We start from the raw sequence: 17,190 nt of genomic DNA on the forward strand, positions 1-17,190 counted from the left end.
ACATTTTACCCCCAATTCCCCCAAGACTCCTTTCGAAGCGGACAGTTTAATCATCCTCGCGGATTGTCAACCGAGCGAAGCACGGGAACCACGGACTCTCCCTCTCCACCACTAACAACCTACTTATAGACAAAAAAAGAACCGAAGCCGAAGCTCCGATTCTTTTTCTTGTACCTTATTAGCCTTTGTCAGTGGATTACCACCAGCAGAGGTACAGACCCATCAGGATTACAGGGAGGATTACCACTACGCCGGAAACCATACCGACCAGCGGGAAAAGGTGACCCTTTTCGCTCATGTGCATCCAGATGAACAATTGTGCGAGTGCTTGCACGATGCCAAGACCGATGATGTAAGGGATTACGAAACTTCTGTCATCACCGAAGTAAATAACACCGATGAAAGCAAGTGCAGTCAGAACGATGGAGAGAGCGAATGCAACAAGATGTCCTTTGACGCCGATGCCGTGGGACTTGTTGATTTTCGGTTGTGGATGTGCATTCTCAAGGTTGATGTTACCCATGTTATGCGCCCACCTTTCCCATCAGGTAAACTACAGTGAAGATGAATACCCACACCAAGTCTACAAAGTGCCAGTAAAGAGCTGCTACATAGAACTTAGGAGCGGTTACTACTGTGAGGCCTTTTTTCGCCAGCTGAGCTTGGAGCAATGCAATCCAGGTTACACCGAACGCTACGTGACCTCCGTGGAAACCTACGAGCGTATAGAACGCAGAACCAAACGCGTTGCTGGTCAAAGTATGACCTTCATGGTAGTAGTGATAGAACTCGTACACCTCAAGACCCAAGAAGCCGGCACCGAGGATAACAGTAATACCAAACCAGAGTTGCATCAGTTTAGTGTTATGTTTATGCATCGCCATAACACCAAATACGGATGTCAAAGAAGAAGTCAAGAGCAAGATAGTAGCGAGTGCTACGATTTTGAGGTCAAAAAGCTCTTCTGGAGATGGACCGCCAACGAACGATTCTTTCAACGCAAGGTAAGTTGCGAACAAAGAACCGAAAAGTACGGTCTCACCACCAAGGAACAGCCAGAAACCGAGGACTTTATTACGTCCTTCAAGGGTGGCTTTTTCCGGTTCTGCAGGCAGTACGCCATGATCGTGGATCATAACTTAACCCCCTTTTCAGTTTCCTTGATTTCGTCCACTTCGATGTGGAAGCCATGATCGTCAAACAGGGAACGAGCGAACATTCCATAGAATACGACCAACAGACCAACAACAGAAACGATGGTTTGGTGATAGATGAAACCAAAACCAGCGATGAAGAAACCAACAGACATCAGGAATGGCAGAATGGATGGGGACGGCATGTGGATCGGACCAAGTGGTTCAGCCGGAGTCATACCTTTGTTACCAGCCATTTTTTCTACCCAAAGTGCATCAAGACCACGTACGCGTGGAGTTTGTGCAAAGTTGTACTCAGGTGCTGGAGATGGAATCGCCCACTCAAGTGTGCGTGCATCCCATGGGTCAGCAGGAGCTTTTTCAGCTTTACGGGATGTTACGAATGCATTCCAGAGGAACACAGCAGTACCCAATGTCATAACCAAAGCACCGATTGTGGAAATCATGTTACCCATTTCCCAACCTTGGCCTGCCATGTAAGTGTATACACGACGTGGCATACCTGTGAGACCCAAGAAGTGTTGCGGGAAGAATGTCAGGTGGAAACCGATGAAGAAGAGCCAGAAGTTCCACTTACCAATGGTTTCGTTGAGCATTTTACCGAACATTTTTGGCCACCAGTAGTAGCAACCGGAGAAGAGACCAAACGCCATACCACCAACGATTACGTAGTGGAAGTGAGCTACTACGAAGTAAGAGTCATGGTATTGGAAGTCAGCAGGCGCAACCGCGAGCATAACCCCTGTCATACCACCGATAACGAATGTTGGGATAAAACCAACTGCGAACAGGTTAGCTGTCGTGAAACGGATTTGACCGCCCCACATGGTCAACAGCCAGTTGAAGATCTTGATACCGGTTGGTACCGCGATCAACATGGTCGCGATCGAGAAGAGTGCGTTAGCTACAGGACCCATACCAACAGTAAACATGTGGTGAGCCCACACCATGAAGCCCAAGAAACCGATAACGATTGTCGCGAATACCATCGCAGAGTAACCGAAAAGACGTTTCTTAGAGAACGTAGCAACAACTTCGGAAATGATACCGAAAGCTGGGAGAATCAAGATGTAAACCTCTGGGTGACCGAAGATCCAGAAAAGGTGTTGCCAGAGTACTACGTTACCGCCGTTGGCTACCTCGAAGAAGTTAGCGCCAAAGATACGGTCGAACATGAGAAGTACAAGACCTACCGTGATCGCAGGGAATGCGAACAGGATCAGTGCAGAAGTGATGAATGCGGACCAAGTGAACAATGGCATACGCATGAAGGTCATACCTGGAGCACGCATGTTGATGATAGTAACGAGGAAGTTAATACCACCGATCAGGGTACCAAGACCTGCGATCTGCAGACCAAGTACGTAGAAGCTTACACCGTGAGTCGAGCTGTACGTCGTGCCGGAAAGTGGCGGATAAGCCGTCCAACCAGCATCAGGAGCGCCGCCTAAGAACCAAGACAGGTTCAGAAGCGTACCACCAAAGAAGAACAGCCAAAAACCAAGTGAGTTAACGAACGGGAACGCAACGTCGCGCGCCCCGATTTGTAACGGAACAATCGCATTCATGAGTGCGAAGATGATCGGCATCGCTGCCAAGAAGATCATTGTCGTACCATGCATGGTCAAAAGTTCGTTAAAGGTAGCACCTACGAAGAGGTTGCTCTCAGGGTACATCAGCTGAAGACGCATCAGTACCGCTTCGATACCACCAAGAAGGAAGAAGAATCCACCGGCTACGAGGTAAAGGATACCGATTTTCTTATGGTCCACCGTAGTGAGCCAATCCTTTAACCCAGTGTTACGTGGACGTGCCGCATGTTGAGCCACGGTATTGCCCCCTTTGTTTCAGAGTTAAACTTTTAGTTCAAAGAATTACTGACGTTTCAAGTTGGAGAGGTATTCAGTCAAAGCATCAACCTCTTCAGGTTTCAATTGACCGATTTTCATCAGGTTGCCTGGTTTAACCTCTTCTGGGTTGGACAACCATTTGTGAAGGTTTTTCTTCAGGTTTTCAGTACGAACAGCCTCGTCACCAGTGTGAGTAGGGTCGTTACGCAGGAAACCTGCTACGGTTTGACGCTCAGAGTAGTTGCTGAGGTCTGGACCGATTTTACCGCCGTTACCATCAATGGCATGGCAGCTTACACAAGATTGTTGGAAGATTTTTTCGCCTTCTGCTGCCAGTGCTGTGTCAGCACCATCAGTAGTAGACTCAGGTTTTTCTTTGGACATCTTAGCTACCCAAGCATCGAACTCTTCTTGGGATACAACTTTAACTTTAAAGTCCATCAGTGCGTGGGACGCACCGCAAAGCTCAGCACATTTACCTTGGAACACGCCTTCTTCGCTCGCTTCCAGCCACATGGTATTTTTCATACCTGGGTTGGTGTCGATTTTACCAGCGATACCTGGTACCCAGAAGGAGTGGATTACGTCAGCGGAAGTAAGTTCCAGCCAAACCTTTTTACCAACTGGGATGTAAAGTTCTTGAGCTGTCTTGATTTTTGCTTCTGGATAGTCAAATTCCCACCAGAATTGGTGTGCGGTAACTTTTACTTTTACCGCTTCCTTGTCTTGCGAGTAGTCTTTCGCAAGCGTGAATGTTGTCGAAACCATCGGAACAGCGATTACGATCAGAAGCAGGAACGGGATCACAGTCCAGATAATCTCCAGCTTGTGGTTACCTTCTACCTGCTCAGGAATGCTGTTGTCTCCTTTGCGTTTACGATAACGAACCAGTACGTAAGCGAAGATCGCCACTACTACAGCGAATACGAACAGCATTACGTAAAGGCTGAGCTTCATCATGAATAATTGCATCTCAGCCGCAGGACCCTTAGGAGTCAAAGCAGACAAATAAGGATCGCTGCTGCAACCGGTAAGCATAAGCGCAAGTACCGCAAACAGGGGTAGTAGACGCCCTACTTGTTGCAACCGTCTCATCATACAATCTAGCCCCACTTTCTCTCCTTTTTAATAGACCTACTTATTCTATCAACTTGGAGTCTATTAATGCAACATGTTTGGCAAAGCTTTGGGATGGTTTATTTTACCAGCCAATCAAACTCAGATACTCGGTAAAACGCACTACGATGAATGATTTCCATGCTCCTTTATCGCCTGTTGTTCAAGCCCCCTTTTTTCAATCCGTTTTCCCGGGAAAAGTGATCAAGAAACCTTTTCGCGGGGAAACGGGGATAAAGCAAGTGGTGGTGTTTACACGCTATTCTTTATTGTAAACGATTTGAACCACCTGTACGTTAACTATCTTTACATTTCACAAATTGTTCAAATAAATGAACCCCAGACGAAAAGAAATGCCCTATTTCCATAGTGAAAATGAGGACATAACTAAGAATACTATTTAGCTATACTAAAAAGATAGTCTAAATCACTGGAAACACCGTTAGCGGCTGGCAACGTGCTGTATCAAATCTTCCAGCTCCCGTGCCATGTGTGTCAGAGAACGCACGGACGAAGTGATTTTGTCCATGGATCGCGCCTGCTGATTCGACTCTAGGGAGACTTCTTGGATGTATCTGGAGGAATCCTCGGCGATTCCGCTCATCGTCTGGACGGATGATGCCACCTGATCGGCACTTGTCGCGATCTCTTCGGTTGCGGCCGTAATCTCTTGCAGATCATTGGAGACACGCTCAGCCGACAAGAGGATATGATGGAAGGACTGCGAGGAATCCTTGACGGCTGCCGTTCCGTCACTCACTTCTCTGGTGACGTTGTCCATCGCTTGGACGGATTTGCCGGTATCCTCTTGAATCTGATGGATCAACTCAGCGATTTGGGTGGTGGACGCAGATGATTGCTCTGCCAATTTTCTGACCTGATCGGCTACAATGGCAAAGCCACGGCCATGTTCGCCTGCCCGTGCTGCTTCTATCGCTGCATTAAGTGCCAACAGGTTGGTTTCCTGTGCAATGCTGCTGATTACGTTGAGGATTTGTTTGATTTCATGGGAACGGCTGTCCAGACGCTGGATCGCTGCCACAGACTCCGATACAGAACGCCCGATAGAGTCCATCTGCTGTACCGCTTTTTGTACACGCAGATTCCCTTCCTGCGCTTGTCTGGCAGAGGTGAGAGATACGTCAGCAACCGTGCTGGAGGTCTTGGCAATCTGTTCGATCCCGTCTGCCACCTCGTTCATCGCCTGTACGGTCTTAACCGCAGTCTTCACCTGTGTCTCTGAACCGGTCGCTACTTGTTGGGTTGCCGTTTTGATCTGGTCGGCGGAACGGTTTGCCACATCTGTAATAGAAGCAAGACCCTCTGCTGACTCTGTCAGATGGCTGGAGGTGATGCGAATCCGCTCGATGAGTTGGTCAATCAGGGCTTGTTTCTGTTCTTTTTCTGCTTCAAGGGCGCCCATCGCTCTGCGTTTTACCAGAATGTTGGCAATCACAGCACTTGAGGTCAGGATCAAAAACACGGCATGAACCAGAACCATAGCAAAGCTGTAATGCTCATGACCAAATGCGAACGTCGGCATCAAGAAGTAAGAACCCAGATGCTGTACAGCAAAAACCAGGGTCATCAGCACGATCATTTTGACATCTTCATAGGAAGCAGCAATCGCAATCACCATGAAGATCGAAAAATGATACTCAATCATTCCTTCCCCGGCAAACGTCGTGGCAATACTGGCGAACGTCAGAGCCAGCGTCGTCAATACAGGAACTGCCGGATGCTTACTGTCTCTTGCGTGCAGAATGATCGTGACCAGCAGCAAAAGCGGCGCCACACCAAGCGTCAGCAAGACCGCTATCGTAGAATGGACTACATCATGATCTTTTCCCAAAAGCCCAAATGAATGTAATCCGTATACGATAAACGAAACAACAATTGCAAGAAAAGTCATTACATTCATAAAACGTTGAGTTTGCGATATCATAGGCACACCCTTTCTATAGTAATTATTATTATTAAAGTATGAGTATTGTGATCATACCATATTTCCATGGTTCCTAGTAACTGAAACCTGCTAGAAAAACAGAAACCCTGGCGAATTGTACCAGGGTTTCTATCTGTTTAACGCAATGAAATAGCCTTTGTCACCTGTGGCAATTGTTCAATCAATTTGACGGTTTCGGCTGTAATTTCCTCATCTGTAAGGGAGACCAGCAGGGCATTCTTTCCTTTTTGCTCACGGGAGACATTAAGCTTGGAAATATTGATCTGGTGGTCAGCCAAAATGCGGGACACATCATGTACCACGCCCGGATAATCATGATGGTACACCAAAATCCCGTAGGAATCCGGCGTGATCCGGCAGGAATAGTAATTGATCTCACTGATATAGACTTCACGAAAGTCCTTCGCAAATGTATATTTGTTTCCGCCGACATTCAGAACAGCCAAGTGGCTCGCATATTCTCCTGAACTGTTCTCCACAGCGATTTTGGCATCTGGACTGGCCTCAGACAGTCCAGCCAGCAATTCCTTGATGACCTCTTCCCTACGGTCATGGGCCATAACAGACAGCGTTCCTTGTGCTAATTGTGGTTCAAATCGATGTATCAGCCGTCCCAATGCACGGAGTCCGGTATAATCAATCACAACATGTTCGCCCCTTTCAGATCTGTGCATCTCTCCATATAATATTTAAAACGCTTTCACGTCAATTAATCAAATATTTTTTTTCGTGAAAAAGCCCCTTCTCGCGCCAAAATCTGCGAAAAGAGGCTTATCTTGTCATATTTTATTGCGAAATATTAATGATACCAAGGCTTTCTGCCCGCTGACGAGTGTCAGGTGTGCCTAACTGATAAATTTTCCGATAAAGATGATGGAGCGCCTCATCCGCCTTTGCCGAATCCATTCCAAGATCTGATTCATGACTCCGATGAAACAGTTGCTGCAGCTCCCGAAGCTCCTCTGCTGTGGCCAGAATCTCAAAGTCAAATGAGGTGTCGGTCTCATTGTCAATGATGTCTCCTGTCAGGCTTTGCGGATCAACTGACTTAAAATAATGCTGATGCTCGTCCATGATCTGGGCCTCCTGCTTTTTACAGAACTCTTTCTATAATGATCGTTTCCCAAAAGCAGGAATCCCATGCACACCCTACTCCCCGGTCTGTCCCCAGCGGTCTTGATAAATCAGACCATCGAGATTGCGCCGCTTCTCCCAGTTATGGAGCTGCAAAAGCGGCTGGTCCGGATAATGCTCGGTATACCCCACGGACAACAGAGCAACCGGCTCTATATGGGGCGGCAGCTCTAGGATATCGCGGACATCTGCCTTTTTATAAAAGCTGACCCAGCCCATCGCCAGACCTTCTGCACAAGCAGCCAGCCACATGTTCTGGATCGCGCAGGCGACGGAGAGGACGTCTGTCTCCGGAATCGAGTTACGCCCCAGCACATGCGAGCCTCCCCGCGTCGGATCACAGGTGACACAAATGGTGACAGGCGCTTCCCGCAAGCCCTCTATCTTGAGATCGAGAAAAGTAAGCTGGCGCTCTGTCTCTTCATAATGAATCGCAAGAGCCCTGCGCTCCTTGTCGGCTGCATAGGCCAAGCGGTTCTTGATCTCCTGGTCGCGGATGATGATAAAATTCCACGGCTGCATAAAGCCAACAGACGGAGCATGGTGCCCCGCCTCGATGATTCGCATCAGAGCGTCATGCGGCACAGGATCAGTGAGAAAACTGCGGATATCCCTGCGCCCGTGGATCGCTTTGTAGACGCCTTCGCGTTGTTCTGGTGTGAAGTGAAGCATGACTGATTCCCCTTTTCTATCCCCTACTCTTTTCCCAGTGGAACATGTTTCTCCAGCCAATCTGTCGCCAATCGCTCTACGATCGGCAGATGCTCCATGAAGCTGTGCTGCGCCCCGTCGATGATCTCCAGACGCGAATCAGCCGAGAGCCATTTTATTCCCTGCTTCGTGATCTCTGAGAGCAGTTTCTCCTCCGCTCCCTGATTGCCGTGGATCAGCAGCACAGGACAGGTCACTTTCTTTAGTAGTTCCTCTTGGCTGAAATTCGCAAAATCCAGAAGCATCTGCCGATCGACTATGACCGCTTTTCTCGGGCCTTCCGCTTTGAAGTCGGTGATGTACCCCTTCTCCTCCAACTCCCGCATCTGCTCTGGTGTGTAGATCTCGTGCCAGTTGTATTCAACAGGCCCCGTGCCCGCCCCGGACAACACCATCGTGATAATCTCGGGGGTATACGCTTCCAGACAGACCCGACTGCCCAAGCTGTGACCGTGCAGCGCGATCCGGGTAAAACCCTGGGACTTCGCAAAAGCGATGGCGGCATGTAGATCATCCACCAGCTTCGACAGTGTCAACCTGTCATCGTCGCTCTCCCCGCAGCCGCTGAAATCAAAGGCAAGCGCATTGTATCCCAACTGCTGATACCGCGCGGCGAAGCGATCGAACCGCCCTTTGGATGATTTGTCTGAGGTGAAGCCGTGGCACATGATGATGATCGCCTGAGAATCGGCTGGATACAAGTTTCCCACCAAGCGCAGTCCACGTGAGTTCGTACATGTAACTGTCCTCATTTGTCCCACCCTTTTCCGTTATGTAAGTTAACCGATCTGCGTATAACTGTGCGTGCCTTCGTGTCTGAATATTATCCCTTATGATAACGCAAAATGGTTCATATTCACATAGCGATTGGAGCAATCGGAATACAGAAAAAGGACCACCGAAATCGGTGATCCTCCATAGGGAAGAACCTCCTTCCCACAAGCGTTGCTATTCCCACGTACCTGAATTCCAGAGCGGAACTCCCTCTGGCGTGTATACAACCAGATTCCCATCATCTTGAACAACAAGAAACGCGCCAGGATGCCCTGCGGTATTTGTGTGAAACAGGTAAGTGTCAAACCAAATAAGTTGGCAGTCCCCATCCGGCGTCATGTATAAACCACTGGTGCTGGTTCCCGCAGTACCTGTATGCCATAGGGTTCTACCGTCGATACTTACCAGCACCAAGTCACCATTGGCGATAAACAGCGCGTATTTGCCGTTATTGGAGACCAATGCATCATACTTCCACAGGAATTCTCCCGGTCTGAGGATATTTTCATTTGCTGCGGCAAAACTTGAAGAACTGAACGCGAATAAGAAGAATGGAATAATCAAAAGACTTAGTAGCTTTTTCATAATTTACCTCCAAATTCAAAATAAAGACACAAACACCATTCTACTATATTTGTTTAAAATGTAAATATTTTTATTTTAAGCGATAAGATAATAGAAAAGTCTGAACTTATTGGAAAAGTCAGACCTCTTCGCGTATTCGCATAAAACTTGCTTAGGGAGCTACCTTTTGTGCTACCGATTCTAGATTGGATACCAGTAACTCTGGTTGCGACAGAAATGGAGAATGATCGGTATCCATCGTAAAGACTTGCTGACAAGGGGTATGGCTCTGCATTTGTCGTTGGACTTCAACGGTCAGCGAGTTGTCTTTCGTCGTCTCGATATACATACGAGGTACGCTGTCAAAACGCTCTTCCGTCAGAGAAACAGGCGCCATAAAAGGGGCTAATGGTTGGTGACCCAGCCTGGATTTGGCTTCAGTCGCATCTGCTTCCGTACATTCACCGTAGAAATGCTCGGTTACACACGTTTGATCGAGGTGGGCATACGTCATATCAGGACTGAACAGAAGCGGCAAAGGTGACATCTGATAAGCCTCACTGATGACCATCATGTTTTGATTATTCATCGGAAGAATGGCGGCGAGATAGACGAGCGTCTGAATTTTGTCCGGGCGGTACTCAGCTACTTGTGAAATGACCAGACCACCGAAGCTGTGCCCGACGAGGATCACTTTTTCTGTCTGTTCATCTAGCACGCTGCATACCCGATTGGTGTAGTCCTTTAGCGTCACCTCGGATGGCGGTGTCTGATCCTCACCGTGGCTAGGAAGATCGACAGCGATTACCTGATGACCGGCCGCTTCCAGCAGTGGAACCACTTTTTGCCAACACCATGCTCCATGAAAGGCTCCGTGAACCAAGACGTATGTACTCATATGGTCACTCCTTTGCGGATTTTGGAAAATGTGAGTCACTTTACATATTACCATATTTTTACTTATTGTAGTGCTGGATGTGGTGAAGGGTTGTTGAACATGGAAAGGAGACATCTCCGTGGGTTAGGGATGTCTCCTTTTGTATGAAGTGGGGTCATTTCTTTTTGTTTCGCTTTTGAATCCAGATCAGAAGAGCAATCATGGTCAGCGTTAATGCTATATTGATTCTCGAAAAAGTACGGTCAACGGCGAAATAAGCACTAGAAGAGTCTGCTAGAAAATTAATAATAAGTCCTGCTATGCCCATGACAATGACTAGTGCATAAAATAGATGTAAGGCCCTCTTGCTGTTCAATGGATGACATCTCCTTTTGGGCGATTACTGTGAGGTTACCCAAAATGGAACGGTCAGAACACCCGCTCTCGCCCATCTAATTTTGACTCCTCTTCCAGCCTCTGCTGCATCACGTACAAAACTAGATCCCAATCCAACCATACCACCTGCGATACTAAGAGCCGTAGCTGCTGGCAGATTCCCCGTAAATCCTGATATAGCTGCAGCTATAGAGGTTAGATATGCCCCTTTTTCAACCATACTGAGAATTGTCTTCGTGGTACAACTGTTCAAGTAGACGTCGTACTCTGGTACGTGATTCTTTCTGGCAGCTTGATCATCAAATGTCGATCCATGAATATATGGGATGATCATATCCACTTCTTTTTGAGCTTGCAACAGATCTATTGTTATCATTCTTTTTCACTCTGACCGATTCGGTAGCATAGCTTGTCCCGCTCATGGCTACAAAGAACACAACAGTAATGGATAGTATAGACGAGATCAGTTTGGAAAACACCGAATCTACCTCCTGCTCTTCACTTACTTCTCACATTGTAGAGGCTTAACAGTGTTTTCTCTATGGTGGGTTTATGGAAATGCCATGAATAGTAACGATGATCTCGAAAGTCTTAGTGGTAGCTATAAACAACAAAAAACCCCTGAGATTTCTCTCAGAGGTTCTATTATCCTGGTATTGGTGGACCCTATCGGGATCGAACCGACGACCTCCACACTGCCAGTGTGGCGCTCTCCCAGCTGAGCTAAGGGCCCAAAATGTTGTATGCGTTACATCACTTACAAAAAAGATTATAGCACACAACTCTCCATAAACACAATACCTTTTTCACTTCCACTTTTTATTCCCCGCCACGATCTCCTCGGTCATACCCTTCACCAGTCGGACAAATGCCACCAGGGCATCTTCATCAGCAAGGTCTTTGATGGGAAAATCAGCACGTATGTCATTGACAGATTGGTCAGCAAAGTCAGCCTTGTCTTGCCTGCTATGGCTGTGGAGGTTCACCCGATTAGTCATATCCTTAGACGCGGTTGTTGCCACAGCCCTATCCAATAACGCCAACGCCATCCGCACAATCCCCAACCACGGTTCTGTCAATCCAAATCCATTTGATCCGGTGCCAGTGCGTTCGACACCGACGATCTCACCCTTCCCCAACACATACTCCGCCGCCTGCCTTTTGCTCGTAATCTTCCCCGTCTCCACCGTATACAGAATCCGGCACAGCGTCAGCACACCGAACACCTGATACTCCAGCGAATGCTGCGCATAATACGGCATACGCTGCTCCAGATACAAGAGATTGCCCAGCATCGTCTTGATCAGGTCGCGCTCGGTGACAGGTGTCAGCAGGCTTTTCGGGCTCGGTCCTTTGACCGACAAGCCATGATGATAGAGATTATACAGCGTCACCGCATTCCAATCCCGTGGAGCCGCTACATGAAAAGCTCCATCATACACCTGCGGACAGGGCACCGTGTTATCGAGGAAGAGTTTATTTTGTAGGATGAAGTTCCCCTCGAAGGTCTTCGCCAGTGCGTCTTTTTCACACGCGGTCTGATAGGCACGGCGGAGCTTGATCAGCTGGAGCGGGGTCATCTCTTGGGCCAGCACTGCGAGGAAATCGATGTCGCTGATGCCTTCTTCATAAGCACCGAGGGAGACGGAACCGTACAGATAGAAGCCGAGCAGGTTGGCACCGAACAGGTTATGCAGTTGATGGGTGAACGAGCTCACCACTCGTTGGACGTGCTGATTGGATAAGGTCGGCATCTTGTTCATCCTTCTGTGAGGTTGTGGAGGTGCAGGAAGGCGGCTGGGGTGAGACAAAGCCCCGCAGCCTTAGGGCTACAGGGCTCTTCTTCTATTTTTCCCATCCATATAGAAAGCATCTACATAATGACGAATCCGCTCCAAAATGCGGGAGGCTTTGGTGTTCTCGATCCGGTTGGCACCACTGATCGACAAGTGGCCTTCCAGCTCTTCGAACGAGTAGTTGGACGTGTAGAGCGTCGGGAGGTTGTTGTTGACACGGTGATGCAGGATTACCCCCAGCACTTCGTCACGAACCCACGGGGTGACGGTCTCGGCCCCGATGTCATCGAGGATCAGGACTTGGACGTCTTTGAGAACGTTGAGCTTGTTGGTGTAGCTGTTGTCGCCTAAGGACTCTTTGATCTCACGGATGAAATCTGGGACATAGACCATGAGTGAAGCTACATTTTTATGGGAAAGCTCACGGGCGATGGCACCCATGATATAGCTTTTGCCCGCACCGAAGCCGCCGTAGAGGTAGATTCCCTTGGCGCTTGGCTTTTTCGGGTCAAAGGTGTTGCAGAAGCGCAGGGCGGCTTTGACAGCATCCCCGTTGTCCTCGTCGACGACCATCTCTTGGAAGCTGGCCGCAAGCGTCTCTTCGGCAATGTAGTAGCTGCGCATCAGGCGCTGGGTACGTCGCTTGTCTTCCTGTGCCAGACTCAGGTCGCACTCGGCGATGCTTCCGACGATTTGGCGGTTCGCCAGATGTAACTCTGTATAGTGACCCTTCACAAGATTAGGGCATTTTTCAAGACCGGGACATTTCTCACAGAAGTAATGCTCCTTGACCGCTCCATACACCGTCGAGAGGGCACGAAGATAATCATCACGAGTTACTTCCGGATGTTCTCGTTGAAATTTTTTGAGTAACGTTGACGAACGCAGCATTTTGTCTAACTGCTCGTCTGGTGTGAGTACATTGCGCGGTGTCCGTTTGGCGATATCGACAAGTAACTGATTAATTGGATTCATCTATCGTCCGTCCCCCTTTCCTTGACTTCATGAGCGATTCGTACAGGGCTTTGAGCTCTGGGTCGTCCATTACGGTTTTCTTAGGTTTCTCTATGTGCTGACCCGATTCCTTCAGGGCCTCTTCTTCCTTCTCTAGCTCCATCTGGCGCTTGACGGCCATCGGGAGCTCGTCTTCGATCACGAAGCGGTTTCCTTTGCCCCGTCGCGGGGTTTTCGCACTGCTGCCAGACGCAGACATGGCCGCTGGTGCTGACTGAGCGGCTGCCTGCTGCTTGGCTTCGGCTCGCTCCAGAATGACCTGGACGGCTTCGTCGACCGTGCTGACCTTCTTCGCTTTCCAGTTGTCGCGGACGGTCTCGATGTAGGCCTTGGGCAGCTCCATGTTGGTGTCACGCAGGGTGTTGAGCAGGAGCGCATTCACGACCTCAGGAGTCAGACCCGATGCGAAAAAGAGCGTCTCCGCGCGTTCCACATTCACCTTGCCGATCCGTCCGCCGAAGGCTTGCTCCAGTAGGGAGAGCGGCGAATACTGGCGGCATACTTTGGTGAAGGTAGCAGATCCTGCTGCCGGTAAGTTCCCAGGGGCCAGCTCCTCTGACTCCTGTACGAACGACTGGCGGTTGAGCTTCTCATCCAGATAGCGCTGAACCAGCCGCTTGCGGAGAGCATCCTTGTCCAGCTCACCATTGGTACGATACAGACTCCAGTCGGACAGCTCCTGACCCAAGAGCCAGCTGTTCAGATGATAGAAGCTCATCAGCTTGTAGAAAAACTCAATATTTTCCGTATTCATCACATCGCCTACCTGTACGTGGGACGGCACATTCAAGCGGATAAAGGATAAATCAAGTGTAGGCGCGGCATCCACTTCGTACTGGGTATCCTGCACAGGGAGTGGATACTGGGTCTGCATCTGATGGAAAAATTGGTCGGTCTCCGAACCGGGGCGCACATCCACCTCAGACGCACTCAGCGTGTGATACACCTCATAGAAGCGCTTGGTGATGTTCTCCTCGTAAGGGTACTCCTCGGCCAGATTGTGATGCAGGTGGTCGGCATATCGGCGGCGGATCTGCTCGTATTTGGGCTTGCCTACTTGGTTGAGCAGCATGACCGGCCAGATATCCTCCTGGAAGAATTGATACGGTGACAGAGGCGGCTTTAATGTATATTCAAAAAAGTAATCGCGGTCACGATTCTCACGTCGTCTCACTTCCAAAAGCCCCATCGCTTCCAGACGCTCACGGCAGGCGATCAGACGGTCCAACGAAAGGGAGGTCATCATCATCAGACTGCGGTGTGTCCCTTCGGAAGCGGCAGTACTGCGCTCGTCCACCTCATGAATTAACAATTGGTAGAGTGCATAAGAGGCCACGCCTATTAAAGGTAAATAGAGATGAGTTGCATAACCCATCTCCGCTATACTAATCGGTCTTATCATTCGGACGAGGTAACGGTCATTGGGGGTAAGCTCGTTCCAAACCACTCGCATAAGTTGAATGTTCCTTCCTGACTAAAAATCTCGTCCTTGTATTATACCATGTCAGGAGCCATGAACAGTATAGGAAGGTTTGGCTGGGAAGCATTCCCGAAAAACTTACCGCAGTGTCCACTCATTCACATTCTCGTAAGGATTCTGGCCCGCCTTGTCTTTCATCCCGTTTACCTGATCAGATACATAATAGGTTTCCTGGATTTCCACAAGCGGCAATATCGGCAGGTCAGCAGCCCACAGCTCCTGCCACTGTGCATAGTAGCCTTGGCGGATCTTGGTCGCAAGGGTAGACTTGCCTTGGTCGAGCAGCGTATCTGCTTTGGGATTGTGGTAGCGGGATGCATTGAGGCCCAGCTCGCCTACTTTTTCCTGACTGTGCCACATCTCGCGAAGTTCACTTGGATCTTGCGGGTACTTCCACGCATAGAGAAAGAGATCTGCGGGCTGACCGCCGAACAGATAGGCCGTGAACTCAGCAGGGGGCAGAGCTTTTCGCTCGATCTGGACGGGTAGCGCCTTCCACGATTGGAGGACAGCATCCAAAATCCGCTCCCGGACTGGGTTATCTCCTGGATAGACCAGTGTCAAAGCAAGCGGCTTTTCTTGGGTATAGCCTTTATCAACAAGAATTTTTTGTGCAAATTGTAAATCATAGGCAGGAAAATTTCCCGCTTTATAGAAAATGGATGGAGAAGAAATAGGACTTTTGACTGGTACAGCAAAACCATGGAAGGCTGTCTTTGCGATCTCCCCGACAGGAACCGCCTGCGCCAATGCTTGGCGGATAGCGCGATCCTTCACTTTATCACTTTGTGTGTTGAAGCCGAGATAATGATAGCCGCTCCCCGCACTGGTCTGAACATGTGCGCCTTGAGTCCCAGATGCCAGTTGGCTTGCCAGATCAGGGGAGACAGCGGTTACATGAATGCGTCCTTGTCTGATCTCCTCGGCGACGCGGTCTTCTGCGACCGGTACGATGCGGACAGAAGCAAGCTGCGGCTGTCCATGATAATAGTTGGGGTTAGCGATAAACTGAGCGTCCTGCTGCCCCCACGACTTGACTTGAAACGGTCCTGCGCCGATAAGAGAGCCTTGTTTGGCGAGGTCGGCGATCTGGGCCAGATTTTTTCCGTCCAGCTGATGCTTAGGCAATAATGGAGCGGTAAAAATCTGGATTGAACTGGCATCGGAGCGGGTAAATGTAAACGTAGCCGTTCCTTTTGCCGCGTCCAGCTTGATCCCGGAGATATCCGGGGTTTTGCCTTTACGGTACTCTGAGACTCCCTGCAACAGATGAATGCCTGTTTTCCAGACACCATAGTAGTCGGTTCTGGCATACAGCTGATAGGTAAACGCGATGTCATCGAGCGTCACAGGCTGACCGTCTGACCACTTCGCTCCGTTGCGCAGAGTGAGTGTGAGCGACGGGGGATTGGCCTCGGAATGGATCTGCGAGTCAAAGGCAAGCTCTGGCGCTAACAACCCATTCTCATGCAGGGTAAACAGACTGTGATACGTAAACCGCTCATAGTCGGTCAAAAGCGGCTCTTGCTTGGACAGTCCGAGCGGATCGAGTGCCGGCAGTGCGACAGGGGAACCGATGACCAGCTCCCGGCCTTGTGTGGCGGCAGTGTCAGGCGATGTGGCTTGCGGGTTTTGATTTTGCTGAGTCGTGATTGTGGAATCGGCAGTGGTGGATGAGTTGGGTTCTGGCTGTCCTTCATCGGTGCATCCCGTCAGAATGATCATACTTACCATTACGATACATAGCATAATCTTGGACAGCGACCCTCTACACATGGATTACTCGTCTCCTCCCGTGTCGTTGGATTTTGGCACACCCTCGATCCCTTTGAGTCGGGCCTGGGCGAGTAAGTCTTCCAATTCTCGCATGAACACATTGATATCTTTAAATTGCCGGTAGACGGAAGCAAAGCGGACATAGGCCACTTCATCTATGTAGTATAACCGCTCCATCACTAATTCTCCCACGTCTTTGCTCGGTATTTCGGAGCGCGCGCTGGAACGGAGCTCTTTTTCGATTTCGTTCACAACGTTTTCGAGCGTGGCCAGTGCAACAGGACGTTTTTCACATGCACGGATCAAACCGCGCAGAATTTTATCCCGGTTAAATTCTTCCCGTACGCCGTCCTTCTTCACGATCAAGAGCGGAGTCTCCTCCACCATCTCAAACGTGGTAAAACGGCGGCTGCATTCTTCGCACTCGCGGCGGCGACGGATCGATTTGTTATTGTTAAACGGACGAGAGTCTAGTACCCGAGTCCCATTAAATTCGCAAAAAGGGCAGCGCATAGCATCATCTCCAAGTTTGTCCAACCTTTTTTTCTAGTGTCCCTCATCTATTTCTTCTAGTCAAGTTCA

At 49.3% G+C, this 17,190-nt stretch carries 17 protein-coding genes and 1 tRNA gene; all 18 read right to left on the reverse strand.

All coding sequences use genetic code 11. From position 1 onward, the window contains the following. Positions 1-196: 196 nt before the first annotated feature. The gene (locus FGI41_RS17670) at positions 197-523 is read right to left on the reverse strand and encodes a cytochrome C oxidase subunit IV family protein (RefSeq protein ID WP_139491665.1); all 327 of its coding nucleotides are present in this window, start codon (positions 521-523) and stop codon (positions 197-199) included. A gap of 1 nt (position 524) precedes the next feature. After that, complete coding sequence (locus FGI41_RS17675) at positions 525-1,136, reverse strand: cytochrome (ubi)quinol oxidase subunit III (protein WP_139491666.1); 612 nt, start codon at positions 1,134-1,136, stop codon at positions 525-527. Continuing rightward, positions 1,133-2,983, reverse strand: a complete 1,851-nt coding sequence (ctaD, locus tag FGI41_RS17680) for a cytochrome c oxidase subunit I (protein ID WP_139491667.1) — start codon at positions 2,981-2,983, stop codon at positions 1,133-1,135. Before ctaD ends, FGI41_RS17675 begins: the two co-directional genes overlap by 4 nt. 45 nt (positions 2,984-3,028) lie before the next feature. Beyond that, positions 3,029-4,099, reverse strand: a complete 1,071-nt coding sequence (gene coxB, locus FGI41_RS17685) for a cytochrome c oxidase subunit II (RefSeq protein ID WP_438358036.1) — start codon at positions 4,097-4,099, stop codon at positions 3,029-3,031. A 463-nt stretch (positions 4,100-4,562) separates the two neighbouring features. Continuing rightward, on the reverse strand, positions 4,563-6,065 hold the full coding sequence (locus FGI41_RS17690; RefSeq protein ID WP_139491669.1) for a methyl-accepting chemotaxis protein: 1,503 nt from the start codon (positions 6,063-6,065) through the stop codon (positions 4,563-4,565). Positions 6,066-6,202: 137 nt separating this feature from the next. Then, positions 6,203-6,730: an ACT domain-containing protein gene (locus FGI41_RS17695; RefSeq protein ID WP_139491670.1), complete on the reverse strand. Its 528-nt coding sequence runs from the start codon at positions 6,728-6,730 to the stop codon at positions 6,203-6,205. A 142-nt stretch (positions 6,731-6,872) separates the two neighbouring features. After that, positions 6,873-7,160, reverse strand: coding sequence for a hypothetical protein (locus tag FGI41_RS17700; RefSeq protein WP_139491671.1), 288 nt, complete (start codon positions 7,158-7,160; stop codon positions 6,873-6,875). Between the two features lie 75 nt (positions 7,161-7,235). Further along, positions 7,236-7,892, reverse strand: a complete 657-nt coding sequence (gene bluB / locus FGI41_RS17705) for a 5,6-dimethylbenzimidazole synthase (protein ID WP_139491672.1) — start codon at positions 7,890-7,892, stop codon at positions 7,236-7,238. A gap of 23 nt (positions 7,893-7,915) precedes the next feature. Beyond that, on the reverse strand, positions 7,916-8,641 hold the full coding sequence (locus tag FGI41_RS17710; RefSeq protein WP_176560332.1) for an alpha/beta hydrolase family protein: 726 nt from the start codon (positions 8,639-8,641) through the stop codon (positions 7,916-7,918). Positions 8,642-8,879: 238 nt separating this feature from the next. Beyond that, entirely contained in the window at positions 8,880-9,290 is a 411-nt protein-coding gene (locus FGI41_RS17715; protein ID WP_139491674.1) for a lectin, read from the reverse strand. A 151-nt stretch (positions 9,291-9,441) separates the two neighbouring features. Then, entirely contained in the window at positions 9,442-10,167 is a 726-nt protein-coding gene (locus FGI41_RS17720) for an alpha/beta fold hydrolase (protein ID WP_176560333.1), read from the reverse strand. Between the two features lie 379 nt (positions 10,168-10,546). Beyond that, the gene (locus FGI41_RS17725; RefSeq protein WP_139491676.1) at positions 10,547-10,918 is read right to left on the reverse strand and encodes a hypothetical protein; all 372 of its coding nucleotides are present in this window, start codon (positions 10,916-10,918) and stop codon (positions 10,547-10,549) included. A 281-nt stretch (positions 10,919-11,199) separates the two neighbouring features. Further along, positions 11,200-11,275 (reverse strand) — tRNA-Ala (locus FGI41_RS17730). A gap of 73 nt (positions 11,276-11,348) precedes the next feature. After that, a complete protein-coding gene (locus FGI41_RS17735; RefSeq protein ID WP_176560334.1) occupies positions 11,349-12,296 on the reverse strand; it encodes an aminoglycoside adenylyltransferase domain-containing protein in 948 nt (315 codons plus the stop codon). A gap of 75 nt (positions 12,297-12,371) precedes the next feature. After that, the gene (gene dnaI / locus FGI41_RS17740; RefSeq protein ID WP_139491678.1) at positions 12,372-13,313 is read right to left on the reverse strand and encodes a primosomal protein DnaI; all 942 of its coding nucleotides are present in this window, start codon (positions 13,311-13,313) and stop codon (positions 12,372-12,374) included. Then, positions 13,300-14,805, reverse strand: coding sequence for a DnaD domain protein (locus FGI41_RS17745; protein ID WP_139491679.1), 1,506 nt, complete (start codon positions 14,803-14,805; stop codon positions 13,300-13,302). The genes dnaI and FGI41_RS17745 overlap by 14 nt, the downstream gene beginning before the upstream one ends. Before the next feature lie 105 nt (positions 14,806-14,910). After that, a complete protein-coding gene (locus tag FGI41_RS17750) occupies positions 14,911-16,608 on the reverse strand; it encodes an ABC transporter substrate-binding protein (protein WP_139491680.1) in 1,698 nt (565 codons plus the stop codon). A gap of 3 nt (positions 16,609-16,611) precedes the next feature. Further along, on the reverse strand, positions 16,612-17,121 hold the full coding sequence (nrdR, locus tag FGI41_RS17755) for a transcriptional regulator NrdR (RefSeq protein WP_139491681.1): 510 nt from the start codon (positions 17,119-17,121) through the stop codon (positions 16,612-16,614). Positions 17,122-17,190: the final 69 nt, after the last annotated feature.

Source organism: Brevibacillus dissolubilis (assembly GCF_006170445.1).
Lineage (GTDB): Bacteria > Bacillota > Bacilli > Brevibacillales > Brevibacillaceae > Brevibacillus_B > Brevibacillus_B dissolubilis.